We start from the raw sequence: 17,198 nt of genomic DNA, 5'->3' as shown, positions 1-17,198 counted from the left end.
AATATTCATTAAATAGTATTGAGACGAGAAAAACATTTGCATCAAATTCCAAGAGTTTATCAGGCCTAAAACTACTGATTAATAGTTCCCTTTCCTATCTCCGACAATGCAATAATCCTGGTTTCGCCAGATTTTACAGATACAACAGGACAAGTGCTTATGAACCCCTGCGGATAATTGATGGTTGGATTATTATCAATAAACACCCGAACAGTTGCATCAAATTTTGTAGGATTGTTAATCGTAAGGGTGTTGCCATTCAGCGTTGCATCAATATGGTCAAACACAACCACTTCCTTTTTAACGGGATTGATGTAAATACCCGGTAACTGTGCAACTGTAAGCATAGCACTTACCTGTGCCCACGTATTGCCATGGAAGATATTACCGATATTTTCTTTTCCTTCCCAGTCGCTGAGGTTCACCCGCTCATTAATCCAGCCAATATGCTGGTCTTTGATAGGACGGTCAGCTCTTGAAATATATTGCATTATATTGTGCGCCACATCATAGGCCATACCCAAGTATAATTTATTGCCAGTTGCCCGGTACAATTTAAACAGGCAGTCACCCGATAGTGTACAAATGCCAGGCCCCCCATGTTTGTTTTGAGTATTGGCCCAAACAGCGCCGGTAGTTTTCATATCCAACTGAGCAAACAAAGTGGATGCAGGAAATTTATAATCATAAGTTATCATCCAGGTGGAACAAAAAGCAGCTGCATCTTCTGCATATTGCAGCCATTCCTTTTCTTCCGTTACTTCATACAGGGTGATGAATGATTCAAGCATGGCAAAAGCCGTTTCCGCATCATTGTTTTGCAGTATCTCGCCGGGGCCGCCACATGAAATTCCTTTTACAGTGAAATTCCTGTAGTAATACCGTGCTGCCTCCTTAGCCACCTTCAACCATTGAGGCCTGTTTTCAAACTTCGATGCCAACGCCAATCCTCCAATAGCCATCGCAGCGCTGTTACTGCCACCTACTTTTATTTCGGCCGTTTCAATATCAATGAACTGCCCCCACTGATGATTCTGCAGCCAAAGATTAACAAATGCCTCGCTTAATTTATGAAGAGGTTCCTTCCATGCCATCGGCATCCTCCAATCCCTATTCTTCAACTGTCGTGAAAAACAATACTTATAAATAAAATACAATGCATCCGCATTTTTTCGTAACAGCAGCAAATTATCCGGATGAGGCTCCCAAAAACAATCGCTGCACCAAATATTACCTTTGCCGCAGCCATAAAAGAAACCGCTCTTCGCCTGGCTTTTAGTAATTACCTTATCATAATTCTTAAACGATCTATCTGCGGAACTATCAGCTCCCACTTCACTTAAAGGTAGGGTGACCATCAAACCACCTACCCAGCCCAGTTGCCATTTCAAATTCCAACTATCACCACCTAAAGTATATAAGCTGTCCCGGGCACTCCACCAGTCGTTTTCTTGCCGCTCCATTAGCTCAAATGCCTTGCTGAAAGGAAGTTGATTGACACGGACAGAGGCGGCAAAGCTCTTACGGATACTTAAAAATTGATTGTTCAAATCTTTAGGTGAAGAAAGATTATTGAATGTATAAACTCTGTACCTGATGGTTACTTTGTCACCCTGCTTCAAATCAGCACCTGTTTCTTTGGAAGGGGACAAATTGGCCATACTGTAATACTTCTCTCTCACACTCGGTGCAGCAATGGTAAACTCAGCCTTATTGCGTTGGCTATTTTCTTTAAAAATTAAAACACTGTTGCCGAGTTCTGTGGATTGTTCTGTCAATATCCAGATACCTTTTTGTGTTCTTGGAAAATAAATGCCAACTGCCGGAGTAGAAAGATCGCCGGTATTCAGATCCATCCGGGATTCACCTTCATACTTACTCAACCGGGGCACATTTGTAATTGTTATGGGCGGATTCTTATTATAATCTTTCCTTTTAAATAAAGGAGGATACCCATAATCTAGTACATCAAAACGGTTACCATTATATGCAGCTGCAGGCATAATGACATAATTATCAACCTCCCAATTGTTGAACAAAAAATTCACTGCAACGCCAGCCTTGCTTACATTTCCTTTCGCTACCTGAAAAGTAAGGGTTGTTTCACGGCCGGCGGAGGCGGTATCGTTTTTCCGCTTACACTCCCACACCGCATCATTCACAGAAATGACAGACCGGTTGTTCTTAAATTCAAATTCCCGGTACTCCTCCGGCCTATTCCCATTATAATATTGCACTTTTACGTTGACACTCATGCCGGGAATAACTTGTTGGGAAAACCCAGGCAAACAAAAAAGTAGAAACACTGCAAGAAGCTCTATTTTATTCATGTGAAAATCATTCTGTACTTATTAAATAATTGTACCTTCAACTTCTCCATTGATTGCGATAAACAAAGTATATTTATATATAATAATATCCTATCTCAAAATGTAAGTTCTATAACACAATCTATTTCCTGAGGTACTTTCTCCAGCAACAAAACCACTCCTTCTTTATTTTGTATAAATTTAACCCGGCACATACCCTTTTTGCGCAAATGAAACAGCCGATAATACTAATAACAATAAGAAAACAAAGCATTTCCTGTTAATGCCCTGATGTTTCAAAAAATATCCAATCCGCATAACGTTCAATTAATCCGAAAATGTAATCAATATTATTCCGGTGCGACGACGACGCGCACCGGAATAATAAACCAGTTATTAATTATCAACCGATCCTTCTCAGCCTTTAAGGGGTATCCCACCCTGGATTCTGCGTAAGCATTTTATTGCTCCGGGTGATATCTTCCAAAGGAATCGGTGCTAAATAATCCTTTTCTGGCCTGAATTTAAACCCTTGAGGAAGTGTCAATTTCCATGGATCATAATAGCCCTTATCGTCCAATTGCTGAGATAATGTAGCGTTGGTAGCAGCATCATAGTCAGCAGGATCATACCTAAATCCACGAGGTCTTACCGCGCTGCTGTTAAACAATGCATGCGCCCTCCATCGCATCCAGTCGTCCTTTCTGTAGCCTTCTCCAAACAGCTCGGTGTTTCTTTCATTACGTACTATGGCCAGAATATCAGAAACAGCATACCCATAATTTGGCCAGGTAGCATTAACTGTTGGTAAATGGCCTGTTAAAGGGGGCATTCCAACCCTCGCCCTGATCCTGTCTATATTATCTGTCAAATCCGGTAAGGCATTGTTCAGCTCTACATAGGCTTCCACATAATTTAACATTATCTCGGGTATCCTGAAACAGATACTTGACGTAGTAGGGTTACCGGCGGTACTGTTGTAATTAATATCTGGATTATTCCCTTTTTTGGGCCAGTATCCAGTTGCTGTGGCATTGTAATAATTTGTACCAAGGTTTTCGCAAACAGTATAAATCCTGTTCGGCTCAAGTATATTATTAAAATGATCGCCAGGCACAAATACAGACTGACCAAAACGTGGATCTAATGAGGCTTTCAGATCAGGCAAACAGGAGGCTCCTTTCTTGGGGAATAAAGCAATACTTGTGACATCTATTGTTTGTCCATTTTTATCAAGGAAACTTTGCACCAATCCCAAAGTATATCCTCTGTTAAAATAGCCAACTGTCGTCCACCAGTTAAGGCCATTGCCACTGGCCCCGGTGATATTGTTTGAATAAGTACGGCTCAAGGTTACTTCGTTAATGTCTGCATAATTTTCCCTGTTAAACAAATTGAAGTAATCTTTATTTGGATTTCCGGTACTATAAATCATCCCGGAAAAGTTGCCGGATAGCGATTTCAATTGAGTATAGGCATCCACTACTTTCTGAAAATAGGCATTTGCATTTACTGTAGAGGCGGAGGGATTACCTGCATGATACTTAGCCCATGTTGCCTCAAAAAGCGCCACCCTTGATTTATAAATCAGTGCAGTCTCTTTATTAATTCTGTTAACACCAACTGCAGACCGTGTGCCAAGCAACTGAATAGATTTATCAATCAACGCCATCACAGAATCCATCACCAGTGCCCGGGTATCCCTCGTTTTGGTCAATGTTTCCTGATCATTCGGGCCTATTACATGTGAATACCAGGGAACATCACCAAAGCTTTTTACCAGATTGTGGTAAACATATGCTTTCAGAAAACAAGCCTCTCCTAATGTTTGCTGATAAGCAGCAAGAGGCTCCGTACATTTATAATAATTATCAAAGAAATAATTAATTTCATACACCCGATTCCAGCTCCATCCTCCGCTACCGGCATCAACAGGTGTAACTGTTTGTCCATTCATGTAACTGTTGAAGCCACCAACATACCCCCCTCCCATCATATTATCGGAGGCATCATCGGCCCAAAAATTGGTTTCTGGCAGCCAGCTGTACTTACCAACAATATACATGTCCAGCTGCTTGGCAGTTTGCCAATAATTTGCCTGAGATAAAGTATCAAGTGGCCCTTTATCCAAAAACTTCTTACAGGAAGCAAATGACATTGCCATCCCAAGTCCAAGCATCAACTTTGACCAATTGTTGCTTCTGTAGTTAAAATATTTCCATTTCATTGTTTAAACTTTTTGAATGAAACAATCAAAATCCCAGGTTGACGCCAAAGGAGTAACTGGCTTGCTGAAAATAGTTTCTACCCACCCAGCTGCTGTAAGAATTGGACTGTGGCATTTCCGGATCAACCCAATATGGCAATGAAGAAGAACGGAATGTTAACAAGTTCTCACCTGAAAAATATACCTTGCAGCTCTGTAACTTTGCTTTTTGAAGCCAGCTTGCAGGCAAACTATATGTTAACTGCACATTTTTTACACGCATATAGGCGAGGCTGATTAAATAGCGGTCGTTGGGCTGGAAGTTCTTAAACCCATCCCCTCCAATATAAGGTCTCGGGAAAAAAGCATTAGTATTAGTTCCCAACTTTGTCAATAATTCCGGTGACGTAGTTGCATCACGATAAAAATCGAGTTGCTTTCCTCCGTTGTAGACATTCACATCCGAGTTATTACCTGTTTCTGATCCCATACCCCAATAATACATGGAGTAGTTCCCCACCTGATCTCGCTTAGCTACTCCCTGTAACAGCATGGAAAAGTCGAGCCTTCCTGCCTGATTGAAAGCATATCCTACATTTATATTTACGCTGTAATTATACCTTGGGGTAGTATTTCCGATAACTCTCCTGTCGCCGGAGTTCTCAACACTGCCATCTCCGGTATATATCTCATTCGGATGTTTAGCATCCAATTTTTCATACTTCACATCACCAGGATACCATTTGGCACTAAATAAACCCTGACTAATCTTCAAGGTACCGTCCGGATTAAAATCACTGGCGTTTAATAACCGTTCAACATGATACCCCCAGATGTCTCCCATTTTCATACCGGGATACCATTGTCCTACATAGTTCTTAGCCACATTATATTTGGTAATGGTGCTTTGCGCATCGGCAACGTAGACGCGTACGCCATAATCCAATTTTTTGCCGATCTTATCTTTCCAACCCAACTGCAATTCAAAGCCCTTGGTAACAAATGCCGCGTTATTCACATTAGGCGCTGAGGTACCCAATACCGACGGCACAGGACTGGGAGGTCCAAGCATATCCCATGAGCGCCTGTTAAACCAATCGAACTCGGAAGAAAGTCTGCTGTCCAGGAACTTCAATTCTGTACCCAGGTTAAAAGTGGTAATCTTATTCCAGGTGATATCAGGATTAAGTATGCCAGGGGTATTTACATAAGGAACGGTTTGATTACCGAATACCCAGGAGGTGTTTGGACTTACCGATAAAGTAGGTATATATAAGAAATTGGCAATATTCCCCTGGTCGCCCAATGTACCATAAGAGATACGCAGCTTGGCAAAATTAACAACTGGCATTATACCTTTCCAGAATTGCTCACTACTCAAATTCCAACCGGCTGAGGCAGAAGGAAAAAATCCCCAACGTTTATTCTGCGCATAACGGGCGGATCCATCATAACGGCCATTTAACTCCACCAGGAAACGCTCATCATAATTGTAATTGAGCCTGCCAAAATATCCCATGGTGGACCATGTACTCATGGCATCGCTTGCTGTTTTATTTTGCTGAGACAGGTTGATGGAATAATTGTCGGGGATCAGCATATTTTTGCCACTGCCAGACAAACCCCGGTTATTAGTTTCCTCTTCCTGAATACCAGCCTGCACCTTGATAAAATGCCGCTCAATACTCTTTCCATAGGACGTATAAGCCTGTATGGTCCAGTAATTGGAAAAGTTAGTTGTTTTTGAAATAGAAGAACTGCCTGAAGTAGTTGTTCTTCCGTCTGCATAAAAACGATCTACCACCTGGTTGTTTAAGGATTGATTATCCTCGAAAAACATTCTCCAGGTACCATCCACATGTATATCCCACCCTTTTGCGGGATTAAGATTCAGCTCCAACACGTTATCCAGGCGATGCTGATCGTCATCGCTTTGTCCTCCCTTAATTCCCGGCTTAATACGGCTGGATTGATTGTATTCCCCATTAGGATTCATCACCGGAACAACCGGCCATGCGCCATACATGAAACCGTATAACAATCCCATACCAGCACCCTGAAATGTAGGCGCAACCGTTCTGGCCAAAGAGTAGCGGGTCCGGAAGCCTAATTTGATCCAGTCGTTGATATCTGTATTAAAACCGCCATTCAGGCTAAAACGTTTATAGTTGTCAATATCTGAAATGAATTTGAAAATACCGGGTTGATAGAGATAACCGGCCGATACAAAATAGTTAGTTTTCTCGGTACCGCCCCTCAGCGATAGTTCATGTGACTGACGCTGCGAGTTTTTTAACCATACTTTAAACCAATTTGTATTTGTCATCCCATTCTGCCCCCATCCCCAGGACCCATCAGCTAATAGCGGCACCAATTGATCCTGTGTATATTTCCCCGGATTTTCAACATTCCCTTTAATAATTGCAAGCTGGTCAGCGTTGAAATATGCACTTTGCAAAGAATTGAGATATGATTCATTTCGTACCAGGGCAAAAGTGTATGCATCTGTAGGATTGGGATAATTAACTGGTTTTACAATGGAATAATTGCCTGAATAGGTAAGTACCGGCTTTTGATTTCTCCTCCCTTTTTTTAAAGTGACCATCAGCACGCCATAGGGAGCTCGCGATCCATAGATAGCGCTAGCTGCCGCATCTTTTAAAACCGTGACACTTTCTACATCATCCGGGTTCAGCGTATTAAAATCTTCCATATTAGTAGGAATACCGTCTATTACCACGAGAGGCGGAGTGCTACTGTTTAAAGAGGCAGTTCCCCTGATCGCAATAGTTTGCGCCGCACCGGGAGAAAAACCAGAGGATGGAGAGGTAAATGCTATCCCATTTGCATTTCCCTGTAACAGGGCTGTAATATTAGCGGCCGGTCTGTTCTCCAAATCTTTTGAATTAATCACCTGTACAGCACCAGTAAGGCTTGCTTTCTTCTGCGTACCATAACCCACCACCACAATTTCATCAAGTTTGCTCTTGCTTTCGTTCAGCGTTACTTCAACGCTACTTTGCGTTGTAATGCTCAACTCGGTACCTGAATATCCAATATAGGAAAATACTAATACATCACCGGCGTTTACATCTATCGAAAAGCGGCCATCGTGGCCGGTCTTTGTCCCGCCTGACTTACCTTTTACTTTTACGGAAACGCCTACCAGCGGTTCGCCTTTATCATTTCTTACAACACCTTTAATTACCTGGTTGATTTCATGATTGTTCAGGTTGCTCATATGGCCCGCAATTCCATTAGATGCAAACACCTGCAGGCTTATCAATGAAAAAAAAGTTAAAACCCTAATATAACGGAATAGCCGTTTAAAGGGACGTGGACTTGACTTTACAGCGGAAATACAATTTCGCATAACTAAATTTTGGTTGATTAAAAAATCTTATTATACCCGGCAAAGCATCAATGTGTGATCATCAAATGGGAGGTTGTTACCGCATTCTCCCACTTCATTATCTAAACACTATTATCCATAGGCAATCGTTTTAGTTAAAAAATTACGGAGCCGCTAAGAAATGATGACTCCTTATTTCCTCATATAAATATGAAAACACAACACAATACAGTTAACAAACCTGGATGTTTAACTATATAACTATTCGTCAACTAACTTATAATCCCTTTTTAACCGATGTTGCAGATTAAGAGCAGCCCCCAGGGCACTGCCAAATTCCTGCATGTTTGAAATAACAATGGGAACCGGTTCATCTGCGGGGTAGCGGAACACCCGTTTGCCTACAGCTCTTTTTACATGATCAAGGAATAAGTCTGCGGCTAACGTGCATCCCCCTCCCAAAATGATCATCTCCGGCGAGTAAGCGTGGATGGCATTTACGATCAAATTGGCGAGATTATTACTCCAATTTTCCAATTCACGAAGACAAAGTGTATCCTTGTTGCGACAAGCATTGACAATTTTTTCAAAATCTATGGATACCGGATCAGAAAAATAGTCATCTGATAATATACTTGAAATGCCTCTCTGAATAGCTCCCCTTACTTGTAATACAAGGGCTGTTGCGGAACATAAGGTTTCGCCTGTCCCATAATTTCCTGTCAAACAAAACAGGTTACTCGATGAATTTTGAATAAGATGGCCTACCTGTACACCAAACTGCAGGTAGCGGTTTGTCAGCAGTTTTCCGTCAAGAATAACACCTGAACCTATTCCCGTACCAATGGTAAGACCAACAACCCAACTCAGATCCATTGCCAATCCAGCATACTTCTCAGCATATACAGCTAATCTCCCGTCATTATCCGCAACTACAGGTACCTGAAAAACTTCTTTTAGCTTTGCAACCAAAGGATAACCTTCCAGCTGCTTGAATTTACCAGGAAGGTATACTACTCCTTTATCAGGATGAATTACACCTGAAAGACTAAGCCCTATGCCCGCAAGTTCGCCATTCAGTTCCTGCTTCAGGCTTTCAAGCAGCGCCACCATGGCATCAAATAAAGCTTCAGCACCGGCATTGGCATAGGAAGGAGTATGAAAGGTTTTATAAATGTGTCCTTCAAGATTGACTACCACCACCTTTAGTCTGGTTCCGCCAGCATCAAATGCTACTATGTATTGTTGTGTCATGGCTCATTAATGATTCCCCCCTGCTGTAAGAGACGTTCTTTTAATAGTCCTGCATCAAGTTGCACTGGCGAAATATTTTTCTCCGCGCATAATGCAGATGCAATGCCTGCCGCTTGTCCCATCACCATACACTGAGCCATGGAACGAACGCTGCTGTGCGCAACGTGACTGGCGCTGAAACATCGGCCTGCAACCAGGACATTCTTTGTATTCTTTGGGATCAATGTTCGGTATGGGATACCTACCGTCTTCCCTTCAGGGAGATATTTCCATTTTGTGTCTTCTCCATCATGATGATCTTCCATTGGCGCGCCGCACAATCCTATCTGATCATCAAACTGCCGGGCCGACAACACATCCTCTTCTGTCAATCGGTACTCACCATATATCCTTCTGGTTTCCCTGACGCCAATTTGCATACCAAACGTAGAAAGCGATGCGTTCTCATAACCAGGCACACAATCTCTCAGAAACCGGATGTACTCCAATGCCTGCAATCTCCCTTTGATTTCAGCCTTACTGAGAAACTCCGGGTCAGTGGCATTAATTGTTTTGCTGTCTATTTTCTGATATGATTTCAAACGTGTCATTATGGTAGCCGTCATTCCATCTACAGGGGTAATGTGATCGCTACCTTCTTTCCTGGGTAAATCGTAGTCGTTACTTTCCGCAGCCTGTTTCATCAACTGATGAAATTCTTCCTTTGAAACAGCTTTTCTTTTTAGCGTATCGACGTTAACCATCTTAAAAGTAGTGGTTAATGTTTGCGCAGGCTCCTGTTCGCCAGCCTGTTCATAATCAAATCCAGCCAGATAAATAAGATCCGCATCACCAGTTGCATCAACAAACTGTTTAGCCCTATAATACGTCAAGCCGAGCTTTGTTGCTACTATCAATCCAGTAATGCGCCCATCCTCTTTCACTACATCCTGCACCCACGCATTCAGAAGGATATGGCAACCCGCCTTTACCGCCAGCGTTTCCCAAACAACTTTCAGGTATTCGGGATGATAAGTAATACCTGTTCCTGCGCCAAAAGTATTGGGTCTTTCAAAACAGGCATTGTAAACACAGAGTTCGCGTACTACATCATCGGCTATCCCTCCTACTATCTTTGTTGATTGTTTGCCTGGCGTGTAATAACCATAGAATGTATCCAACACCGCGGTACTAATACCACCCAAAAAAGGTAATCGCTCAATAAGCAACGTTTTCGCGCCAAGCCTGGCCGCGGCAATTGCTGCAGTGGAGCCAGCAGACCCCGACCCTACCACTATGACATCATAAATGCCTTTTACCTGTATATCTTTTGCATAGTTTATCACACTCATTTCAACGCTAAAATTTATACTCATGAAATACTCCAGCCCGCATCAACCACCAGTGTTTCGCCAGTAATCATACAAGCCGCGTCACTTAATAAAAAAACGGCGGATTTCGCCACGTCTATCGGATCCATAACAGCTCCAGCGAGTGGTTGCTTTGTTTCCATAAAAGCAACGATCTTCTCACTCCCGGATGCTCTTGCACTCATCCTGGTTAATACCAGTCCCGGTGCGATTGCATTTATCCTGATATTGGATTTTGCATAAAAAGCGGCAGCCGTTTTCGTCATACTGATAATGGCTCCTTTGGCCGTTGCATATGCAATGGCGCTGAAATTGGCGGCTTCGGGAGAAAAGGCCAGCACACTTGACATATTCAGTATTACCCCTCTTCCCCCATTTTCGCCTGGCTCCTGCAACAACATTTGATTCAATACATATTTACACATCAGGAATTGTGTTGTCAGATTAATGTTCAAAGTTTCCTGCCATCCTTCCAGTGTACATTCATGCAGCGGTCCATCGCCAAAACTCCGGCCGCTTGCACCAGCCACATTAAACAATCCATCTATACGGCCGTATTTTTTAATACAGGAAGATACCAGTTCATAAACGGTAGATTCATCTGTTAAATCACCAATAATATAATCCGCATAGAGTTCCATTGACCTGATTTCCTCCGACAAATTCCTGCATTGATCTGGCTCCTTTCCGATATAAAATATATGTGCACCTCCTTGAAGCAGTAGCTTTATGGTTGCTGCGGCAATACCGGATGCCCCGGTAACTATATATATTTCCCCTGCCATTATCCTCCCACATTAATATTTCCCGGGCGTCAATGCAGCCTCGTTATAAGTAGCTTTTGCATATCTTCTGCGCTGGTCTCTAAGCCAGGCTTCATAATTCTCCCCTGTGCTATTGAGGTGCATATTCTGCAACACAAAATGTTCTACGCCTCTTTCAACGAGTAATTGTAACGTAAGTTCGTTCAACGATTGAACAACCGTGAGTGCGCCAACAGAGCTCAATGGGCAAATTCTATACTGCTGAGTTGAGCTTTTAACATCTGTGCTCAAATCTCCCACAGGCATCCCATTATCGATAAAGAACCCCCTCTCTGTTTTTTCTATAATGTGCCATAAGTTCATACCGGAACTATGTTTAACCGGTGCATTCTTTGACTGTTCAGCGCATGATATAGCTACCAAAGGAAGTGAAGGATACCGTTGCGTAAACTCAAGTGCCATGTCTACGGCAGCAGCGGTGGTACCTGTAGCTGTAACAACAAGCATCACATCATGCGGACCGAAATCAATTTCATCCAGGAGTTCTGCTCCACTTTTTTCAACTTTCTCAAAAAACTGATTCAGTCTCAAACCATTTGAGCCCACTACATCGGTAAACGTGGTTAATCCAGTGGATAAAATAGCTCTGAATCCACTTAAAGCTCCCATACGAACACATAGCTCTTCAACCGCAACACGGGAATGTCCATTAGCATACACATGTATTAATCCTCCATGTTCAATTGCATCTGCATACAAACCGGCAACTATTTTTAAGGTTTCTTCCTGCTGTAATATCTTTTCTTGTATAACTCCCAGCTGGTATGGAAAAGTTAGCTTCATGTAATGTTTGTTTTAGGAGTAAAAATAAATGCTGTAGAAAGTTTAGTATGCCGAAATTAGGTAAGATCGTACAGGAAAAAATATACAATACGGGATTAAAGATGGATTATCCTACCTTTACTACCAGGAAATCAATCTATTGTTATCAAAATGAAATACAAGACATCCACATTCAATACAGAAGGGGGGCAGGTAGTTGCCTTTCCGAAGCACGTATTAGCTGAATGCCGCCGTTTACCCTTAATAAAGCACTTATTTATTAACCGGATGGGGCACTTTCCTAATGCCGTAAATCATTATTATTCCCGTGAGGCCCGCAAATATTCGTATGCAGTTTTTCTACATTGTTACGATGGAGAAGGATGGATTAAAGTTGGCACTAAGAAATTTACGCTAAAAGCAGGGGACGCCTTTTTTTTCCCACCATATATTGCGCATAGTTATGCAGCCTCCGCAGAAAGGCCATGGAGTATTTTCTGGATGCACCTATCCGGAAAAAACGTGGAAGAATTAATGGAAGCAGTTGGATTAAACACACAACGGGCGCCTATACATACCGTACATTCAGAAGAAAGGGTCAAACTTTTTCATCAAATGCTGAATACTTTAACTAAAGGCTTTAGTGTTCCCAATTTGCTTTATGCAAACCTGGTACTACCCAACTATCTTGGTACCTTTATATCTCCCGATAGTTTCACTAATTTATCTCCCGCCTCTACCATTGACAACAATTATATCAATACCGCTATCATCTACATGCAACAGCATATAGATGAACAACTATCAGTTGAAGTAATTGCCCGGGAGCTGGGTATTTCATCTACTGTTCTTTTCAGAAACTTTAAAAAGAGTACAGGATACTCCCCCATTGCTTACTTCAATTTCTTAAAAACACAAAAAGCCATCCAGCTCATTCATGCCAGAAAATACACGATTAGTGAGATTGGGTCAAAAATTGGCATTGACGACCCCTACTATTTTTCACGGTTATTCAAAAAGCAAATGGGTGTTTCTCCCAGGCAGTATATAAACGAATTTCTCTACCAAACCGGTAAGGGAGAGCAACAATAGAAGCTACAACATAAGATTGTCTTTACATTTTTCCTCATTATGCCGGGAATCATTACTTTACTAATATCTTCTCGATTTCTTCGAGCGACTTACCTTTTGTTTCTGGCACACGCTTCTGGATAAACAGGAAGTAGATGAAACATATTGCCCCATGAATAAGAAAGGTTCCGGGTAAACCAACTCTCATCTTTAATACCGGGAAGGAAGCTGTTGTAAAAAAATTGGTGAGCCATAATGCGAGCGTGGCAGCAGACATAGCATTGCCCCGGATACGATTAGGAAAAATCTCCGAAAGCGCTACCCAGGTTACCGGTCCTATTGTAGAAGAATAAACGGCAATGAACCCCAGGACAAAAACAAGTGTCCACATACCATTCCAATGAAAATAAAAAGCAGCAGCCAACAACAGCGCGTCAGCAAGCAACAGCACTGATCCAAATTGCAACAAGCTTCTTCTACCTGCTTTATCTATTAATGAAATTGCAATGAAAGTGAAAATAAAATTGATAATCCCGATAATAAATGACTGAATAAAGGCAGTTTTTACTCCCATACCAGCCTGTTTAAATATTTCCGGGGCATAAGAAAAAAGGGAATTCTGACCCACTGCTTGTGAAAAAATGGCGATGACTAATCCAATACTTGTAATAGGAAATACGTTCTTTTTAAGAATATCCATGAACCGTTCATTCAATGCCTGAGAAGAACTACTGGCGATTAACGCTACCTGTTGCCTGGCATAATCAACCCCACCTATCTTCGCTAATATTCTCTGGGCTTCACTTATCCTGTTTTTTCTTATAAGCCAACGAGGGCTTTCGGCTATCGCCACAAGACCGATAAAGAAAAATAACGCAGGCACCGATTGTGCCGTAAACATCCATCGCCAGTTGCTTATGCCGGTATTCAACAATAAATAATTGGATAGATAAGCAAGCAAAATACCAACCGTTATAGCCAGCTGATAAAATGATACCATGCGGCCTCGCAGATGAGCCGGTGAAATTTCCGCCGTGTACATAGGGCATACCAGCGCGGCAGCTCCAACTGCTACACCGCTCAGTATTCGCACCGTAACAAACATATTAAAACTCACCGAAAATCCGGTTCCAACACCGGTAACTATAAACAAAACAGCGCAAAAGATCAATAGCTTCCTTCTTCCCCATCTGTCACTCAATCTGCCAGCCAGGATTGACCCGATGATACAGCCTAAATTGATACATCCAACTGCCCAGCCTTTCTCATAGTCATTTAATTGAAAGTGGTTTCCCACAAACTGAATGGCACCCGAAATAGTCACTAAATCAAATCCAAACAATACACCGCCAAGCGCTGTGATGGCACAAACGAGAAAGACATATCTTTTATTAATCTCCGCTACTGCCGTGTCTTTCTCAAGTGTGGAAATTGCAACATAAGCCATGAACTATATATTAAATATTGGAATAACTATCTTTCATTCTTTACTCCTGTAATCGCAATAGAACGTTTGACGTTCTCCCGAATCTGATCAAATCTTTTTTGTTCGATGACTTCGTTTGGGGCAATCCATGAGCCCCCCGCAGCCAATACAACATCAAGATCTGTATACTCACGCAGATTTGAAAGGTGAATGCCTCCCATTGGGATAAACTTTACCCCCGTATGCGCATATGGTGCCTGCAATGCTTTAATCAGAGAGGTTCCTCCTGCCAGATCACAGGGAAAAAGTTTTAGAACCCGGCACCCCATTGTCAGTGCGCTTTCAAGTTCAGACGACGTAATAATTCCAGGAATGAAAGGAAATGATTTTTCGGCTGCATACTTCACTATGCTGCTGTTCAGCCCTGGCGCTACGCCAAAAAAAGCCCCCGCATTTAAAGCCAGGTCTATCTGTTCGGTCGAAAGTAATGTACCCGCCCCAACTTGCATTTCAGGGAACTGATTCCGTATCATCTCTATCGCTTTGCATGCAATTCCGGTACGAAAAGTAACTTCCATTACATTTAATCCGCCCTGCAATATCGCCTCTGTTACAGGCAACACTTCTTCCTCCCTATTGAATGTAACTGCAGGCATCAATCGATGTAAAAACAAATGATTCAACATAATTCCAGATTTAATCTTCAATAGCCGCTTTGACCTTCTTTATCAATGCCGATGTTGCCTTTTCAACTATGTACCTCCCATTCACCACGTCTGCCTCTGAGGGCTTTCCATTGATGCCGCCGGATTCAGCCTCCAGTTCAAATCTTGATCTGACTTTATACCAGGGCTTTTTTACTGTAAAATCCCTTACCCTGTCCATATGAGCTACCGTACCCAATGCCAGCGCAACTTCCGTTTCGCCCTTATCTGCATGATGAATACCCTCTATGCCACAGTCGCTCCACCAATTCCAGCACACTCCTTTGAAGGAAGGATACTGTTCCCATACTTTGCAGAATGACAGCTCACATGGTATTTTATTGGCGCCATGGCCGGTAATAAGAATTACTTTAAAAAAACCTTTTTGGCAAAGTGCCAGGCATACATCTGCAATCACCTGCATATAAGTGTTTGCAGTAAGGCCCAGCGTTCCTGCATACCCGGCCATTTCATCGGCAAAGCCATAATTGATAACCGGGGCAAGGATGGCTCCTGTTTCTTCGCAGACTTTCCTTGCAAAGTAATTGGCGGTATCGGTATCCACGCTAACAGCGAGGTGCGGCCCATGGGATTCTATCAGACCAAGTGGAACAATTACAGGCAGGCCTCTATCTAACTGGCATATTTCGTCGGATGTGAGATGTATCCATTCCTTCATAACGGCATTCTTTTAGCATTTATTTTTTCAACCCAGGCGACAGGACTGTTGCGGAAAATATAAGCCCGAAATTAGGCCCCATGCAAATCAAAAAAATATACAATTCAGGATAAAAGATGGATTATCCTGCATTTCTTGTCGGGCGCTCAAATAGGGTATCTTATTATATAAACATTTACATTATATATTATTTTAATTAGAAATTACTAGACTATTAGGCACTAGCTCAGTACGACGGGTATTGCTACTAATGTTCACCGTCTTTTGTTTTAAGGCACCTGATGAACTCTTGACCAGATCGTCAGATCACAGCTGATTGCTACTACAAGCGCATCTGCACAGTCAAAACCAATATTTTCAAGGGCCCCTACAGCTATTGTATTTACATGTTCCCACATTAGCCTCTGCATCTTAAATCTATTTTGTCATCTATTTCTCCAAGATTCAAAATAGCACCCTTTACTTCCGGTCTCCATCCTATGCTCAGCCCATATAAGATTACCTGCCGGACAATATAAGCGGTAATCACCACCTGTCGTCTTACAACAATTACCTCCAAGCTCCCATCTGTAGTAGTCCTTTTTATCTCCCTGGAATGATAGCTAAAGCCAGCTGTTAGCAAACTGTCTTGTACCTTTAGCGGAATTACAGAAAGTCCTATCCATCCGTCATTACCTGTGACGCTCCAGGCATATCTTATATTCTCTACCGTAATTGTCCTTAACGATTTTCAATATTTTTAACCGTTACGTTTTAATGGGAAGCCTCCAGAGCAGTTATAAATCCGGTACTAAGGCCTTATATAAAGTGACTTTTGAACTATCCCTAACCGATACCGGCGACAACAACTTCGAAGGAACTTGTCATGATCCCGATAGCCAGATCAGCAAAAATAACCCAGCTGCTATTAAAGGTTTTACCGAAGACGATTTTATCAGCTTTACAAAAGAATACGATCAATTCTTTATCATTACTGAGGCTAACCAGGTCATTGTAAATTCGCGACTTAAAAACCCGGACTTGAGCTACTATGGACATTATGACCCGGTAAGCGAAACCTTTTCCGGTGACTGGGAGCTTCTTGGGAGAGAACATTCTCATCCGGATAGCGACTACGTGGAAATAGCCACCGGAACCTGGGAAATGAGAAGAATTTAACGGCGTCCTGTCGCCACCTTAGTGGAATATCTATACTCTAAACACGCTTTTGATACGGCTCATAGTTGCAGATAACTTCAACCAGTGTGGCTCTTATGTACATC

The 17,198-nt window shown here is 42.2% G+C and carries 12 protein-coding genes; 2 read left to right on the top strand and 10 right to left on the bottom strand.

The features are described from left to right. Positions 1-71 precede the first annotated feature (71 nt). From FHW36_RS14975 to FHW36_RS14945, 7 genes are all read right to left on the bottom strand, one after another. Entirely contained in the window at positions 72-2,330 is a 2,259-nt protein-coding gene (locus FHW36_RS14975) for a hypothetical protein (protein ID WP_145670376.1), read from the bottom strand. A 403-nt stretch (positions 2,331-2,733) separates the two neighbouring features. Beyond that, a complete protein-coding gene (locus FHW36_RS14970; RefSeq protein ID WP_145670375.1) occupies positions 2,734-4,536 on the bottom strand; it encodes a RagB/SusD family nutrient uptake outer membrane protein in 1,803 nt (600 codons plus the stop codon). A 25-nt stretch (positions 4,537-4,561) separates the two neighbouring features. Then, positions 4,562-7,756 carry a SusC/RagA family TonB-linked outer membrane protein gene (locus FHW36_RS14965; RefSeq protein ID WP_186452456.1) on the bottom strand — a complete coding sequence of 1,065 codons (3,195 nt, stop codon included), beginning with the start codon at positions 7,754-7,756 and terminating at the stop codon, positions 4,562-4,564. Positions 7,757-8,128: 372 nt separating this feature from the next. Beyond that, entirely contained in the window at positions 8,129-9,121 is a 993-nt protein-coding gene (locus FHW36_RS14960; protein WP_145670373.1) for an ROK family protein, read from the bottom strand. Continuing rightward, positions 9,118-10,452, bottom strand: coding sequence for an FAD-dependent oxidoreductase (locus FHW36_RS14955; RefSeq protein WP_145670372.1), 1,335 nt, complete (start codon positions 10,450-10,452; stop codon positions 9,118-9,120). The genes FHW36_RS14960 and FHW36_RS14955 overlap by 4 nt, the downstream gene beginning before the upstream one ends. A 20-nt stretch (positions 10,453-10,472) precedes the next feature. Next, the gene (locus FHW36_RS14950) at positions 10,473-11,255 is read right to left on the bottom strand and encodes an SDR family NAD(P)-dependent oxidoreductase (protein WP_145670371.1); all 783 of its coding nucleotides are present in this window, start codon (positions 11,253-11,255) and stop codon (positions 10,473-10,475) included. Positions 11,256-11,267: 12 nt separating this feature from the next. Next, the gene (locus FHW36_RS14945; protein WP_145670370.1) at positions 11,268-12,077 is read right to left on the bottom strand and encodes an SIS domain-containing protein; all 810 of its coding nucleotides are present in this window, start codon (positions 12,075-12,077) and stop codon (positions 11,268-11,270) included. A 150-nt stretch (positions 12,078-12,227) separates the two neighbouring features. Here FHW36_RS14945 and FHW36_RS14940 point away from each other — a divergent pair, with 150 nt between their 5' ends. Continuing rightward, positions 12,228-13,148 carry an AraC family transcriptional regulator gene (locus FHW36_RS14940; RefSeq protein WP_145670369.1) on the top strand — a complete coding sequence of 307 codons (921 nt, stop codon included), beginning with the start codon at positions 12,228-12,230 and terminating at the stop codon, positions 13,146-13,148. Between the two features lie 52 nt (positions 13,149-13,200). Here FHW36_RS14940 and FHW36_RS14935 read toward each other — a convergent pair whose 3' ends face one another. The 3 genes from FHW36_RS14935 to FHW36_RS14925 are packed head-to-tail and all read right to left on the bottom strand — an operon-like array spanning position 13,201 to position 15,936. Next, a complete protein-coding gene (locus FHW36_RS14935; protein WP_145670368.1) occupies positions 13,201-14,574 on the bottom strand; it encodes a sugar porter family MFS transporter in 1,374 nt (457 codons plus the stop codon). A gap of 26 nt (positions 14,575-14,600) precedes the next feature. Further along, complete coding sequence (gene eda, locus FHW36_RS14930) at positions 14,601-15,239, bottom strand: bifunctional 4-hydroxy-2-oxoglutarate aldolase/2-dehydro-3-deoxy-phosphogluconate aldolase (protein WP_145670367.1); 639 nt, start codon at positions 15,237-15,239, stop codon at positions 14,601-14,603. Positions 15,240-15,249: 10 nt separating this feature from the next. After that, entirely contained in the window at positions 15,250-15,936 is a 687-nt protein-coding gene (locus tag FHW36_RS14925) for a creatininase family protein (RefSeq protein ID WP_145670366.1), read from the bottom strand. Between the two features lie 756 nt (positions 15,937-16,692). Between FHW36_RS14925 and FHW36_RS14920 the strand changes: the two genes are divergently transcribed. Beyond that, positions 16,693-17,094: a hypothetical protein gene (locus FHW36_RS14920; RefSeq protein ID WP_145670365.1), complete on the top strand. Its 402-nt coding sequence runs from the start codon at positions 16,693-16,695 to the stop codon at positions 17,092-17,094. Positions 17,095-17,198 lie beyond the last annotated feature (104 nt).

This window comes from Chitinophaga polysaccharea (assembly GCF_007829335.1).
GTDB classification, from domain to species: Bacteria; Bacteroidota; Bacteroidia; order Chitinophagales; family Chitinophagaceae; genus Chitinophaga; species Chitinophaga polysaccharea_B.
This window is presented reverse-complemented; position numbering and strand designations above follow the sequence as displayed.

Excerpts from the sequence above, each read along its gene's own strand:
- FHW36_RS14975 (WP_145670376.1), bottom strand. The coding sequence starts at position 2,330 with ATGAATAAAATAGAGCTTCTTGCAGTGTTTCTACTTTTTTGTTTGCCT.
- FHW36_RS14970 (WP_145670375.1), bottom strand. The coding sequence starts at position 4,536 with ATGAAATGGAAATATTTTAACTACAGAAGCAACAATTGGTCAAAGTTG.
- FHW36_RS14965 (WP_186452456.1), bottom strand. The coding sequence starts at position 7,756 with ATGAGCAACCTGAACAATCATGAAATCAACCAGGTAATTAAAGGTGTT.
- FHW36_RS14960 (WP_145670373.1), bottom strand. The coding sequence starts at position 9,121 with ATGACACAACAATACATAGTAGCATTTGATGCTGGCGGAACCAGACTA.
- FHW36_RS14955 (WP_145670372.1), bottom strand. The coding sequence starts at position 10,452 with ATGAGTGTGATAAACTATGCAAAAGATATACAGGTAAAAGGCATTTAT.
- FHW36_RS14950 (WP_145670371.1), bottom strand. The coding sequence starts at position 11,255 with ATGGCAGGGGAAATATATATAGTTACCGGGGCATCCGGTATTGCCGCA.
- FHW36_RS14945 (WP_145670370.1), bottom strand. The coding sequence starts at position 12,077 with ATGAAGCTAACTTTTCCATACCAGCTGGGAGTTATACAAGAAAAGATA.
- FHW36_RS14940 (WP_145670369.1), top strand. The coding sequence starts at position 12,228 with ATGAAATACAAGACATCCACATTCAATACAGAAGGGGGGCAGGTAGTT.
- FHW36_RS14935 (WP_145670368.1), bottom strand. The coding sequence starts at position 14,574 with ATGGCTTATGTTGCAATTTCCACACTTGAGAAAGACACGGCAGTAGCG.
- eda (WP_145670367.1), bottom strand. The coding sequence starts at position 15,239 with ATGTTGAATCATTTGTTTTTACATCGATTGATGCCTGCAGTTACATTC.
- FHW36_RS14925 (WP_145670366.1), bottom strand. The coding sequence starts at position 15,936 with ATGAAGGAATGGATACATCTCACATCCGACGAAATATGCCAGTTAGAT.
- FHW36_RS14920 (WP_145670365.1), top strand. The coding sequence starts at position 16,693 with ATGGGAAGCCTCCAGAGCAGTTATAAATCCGGTACTAAGGCCTTATAT.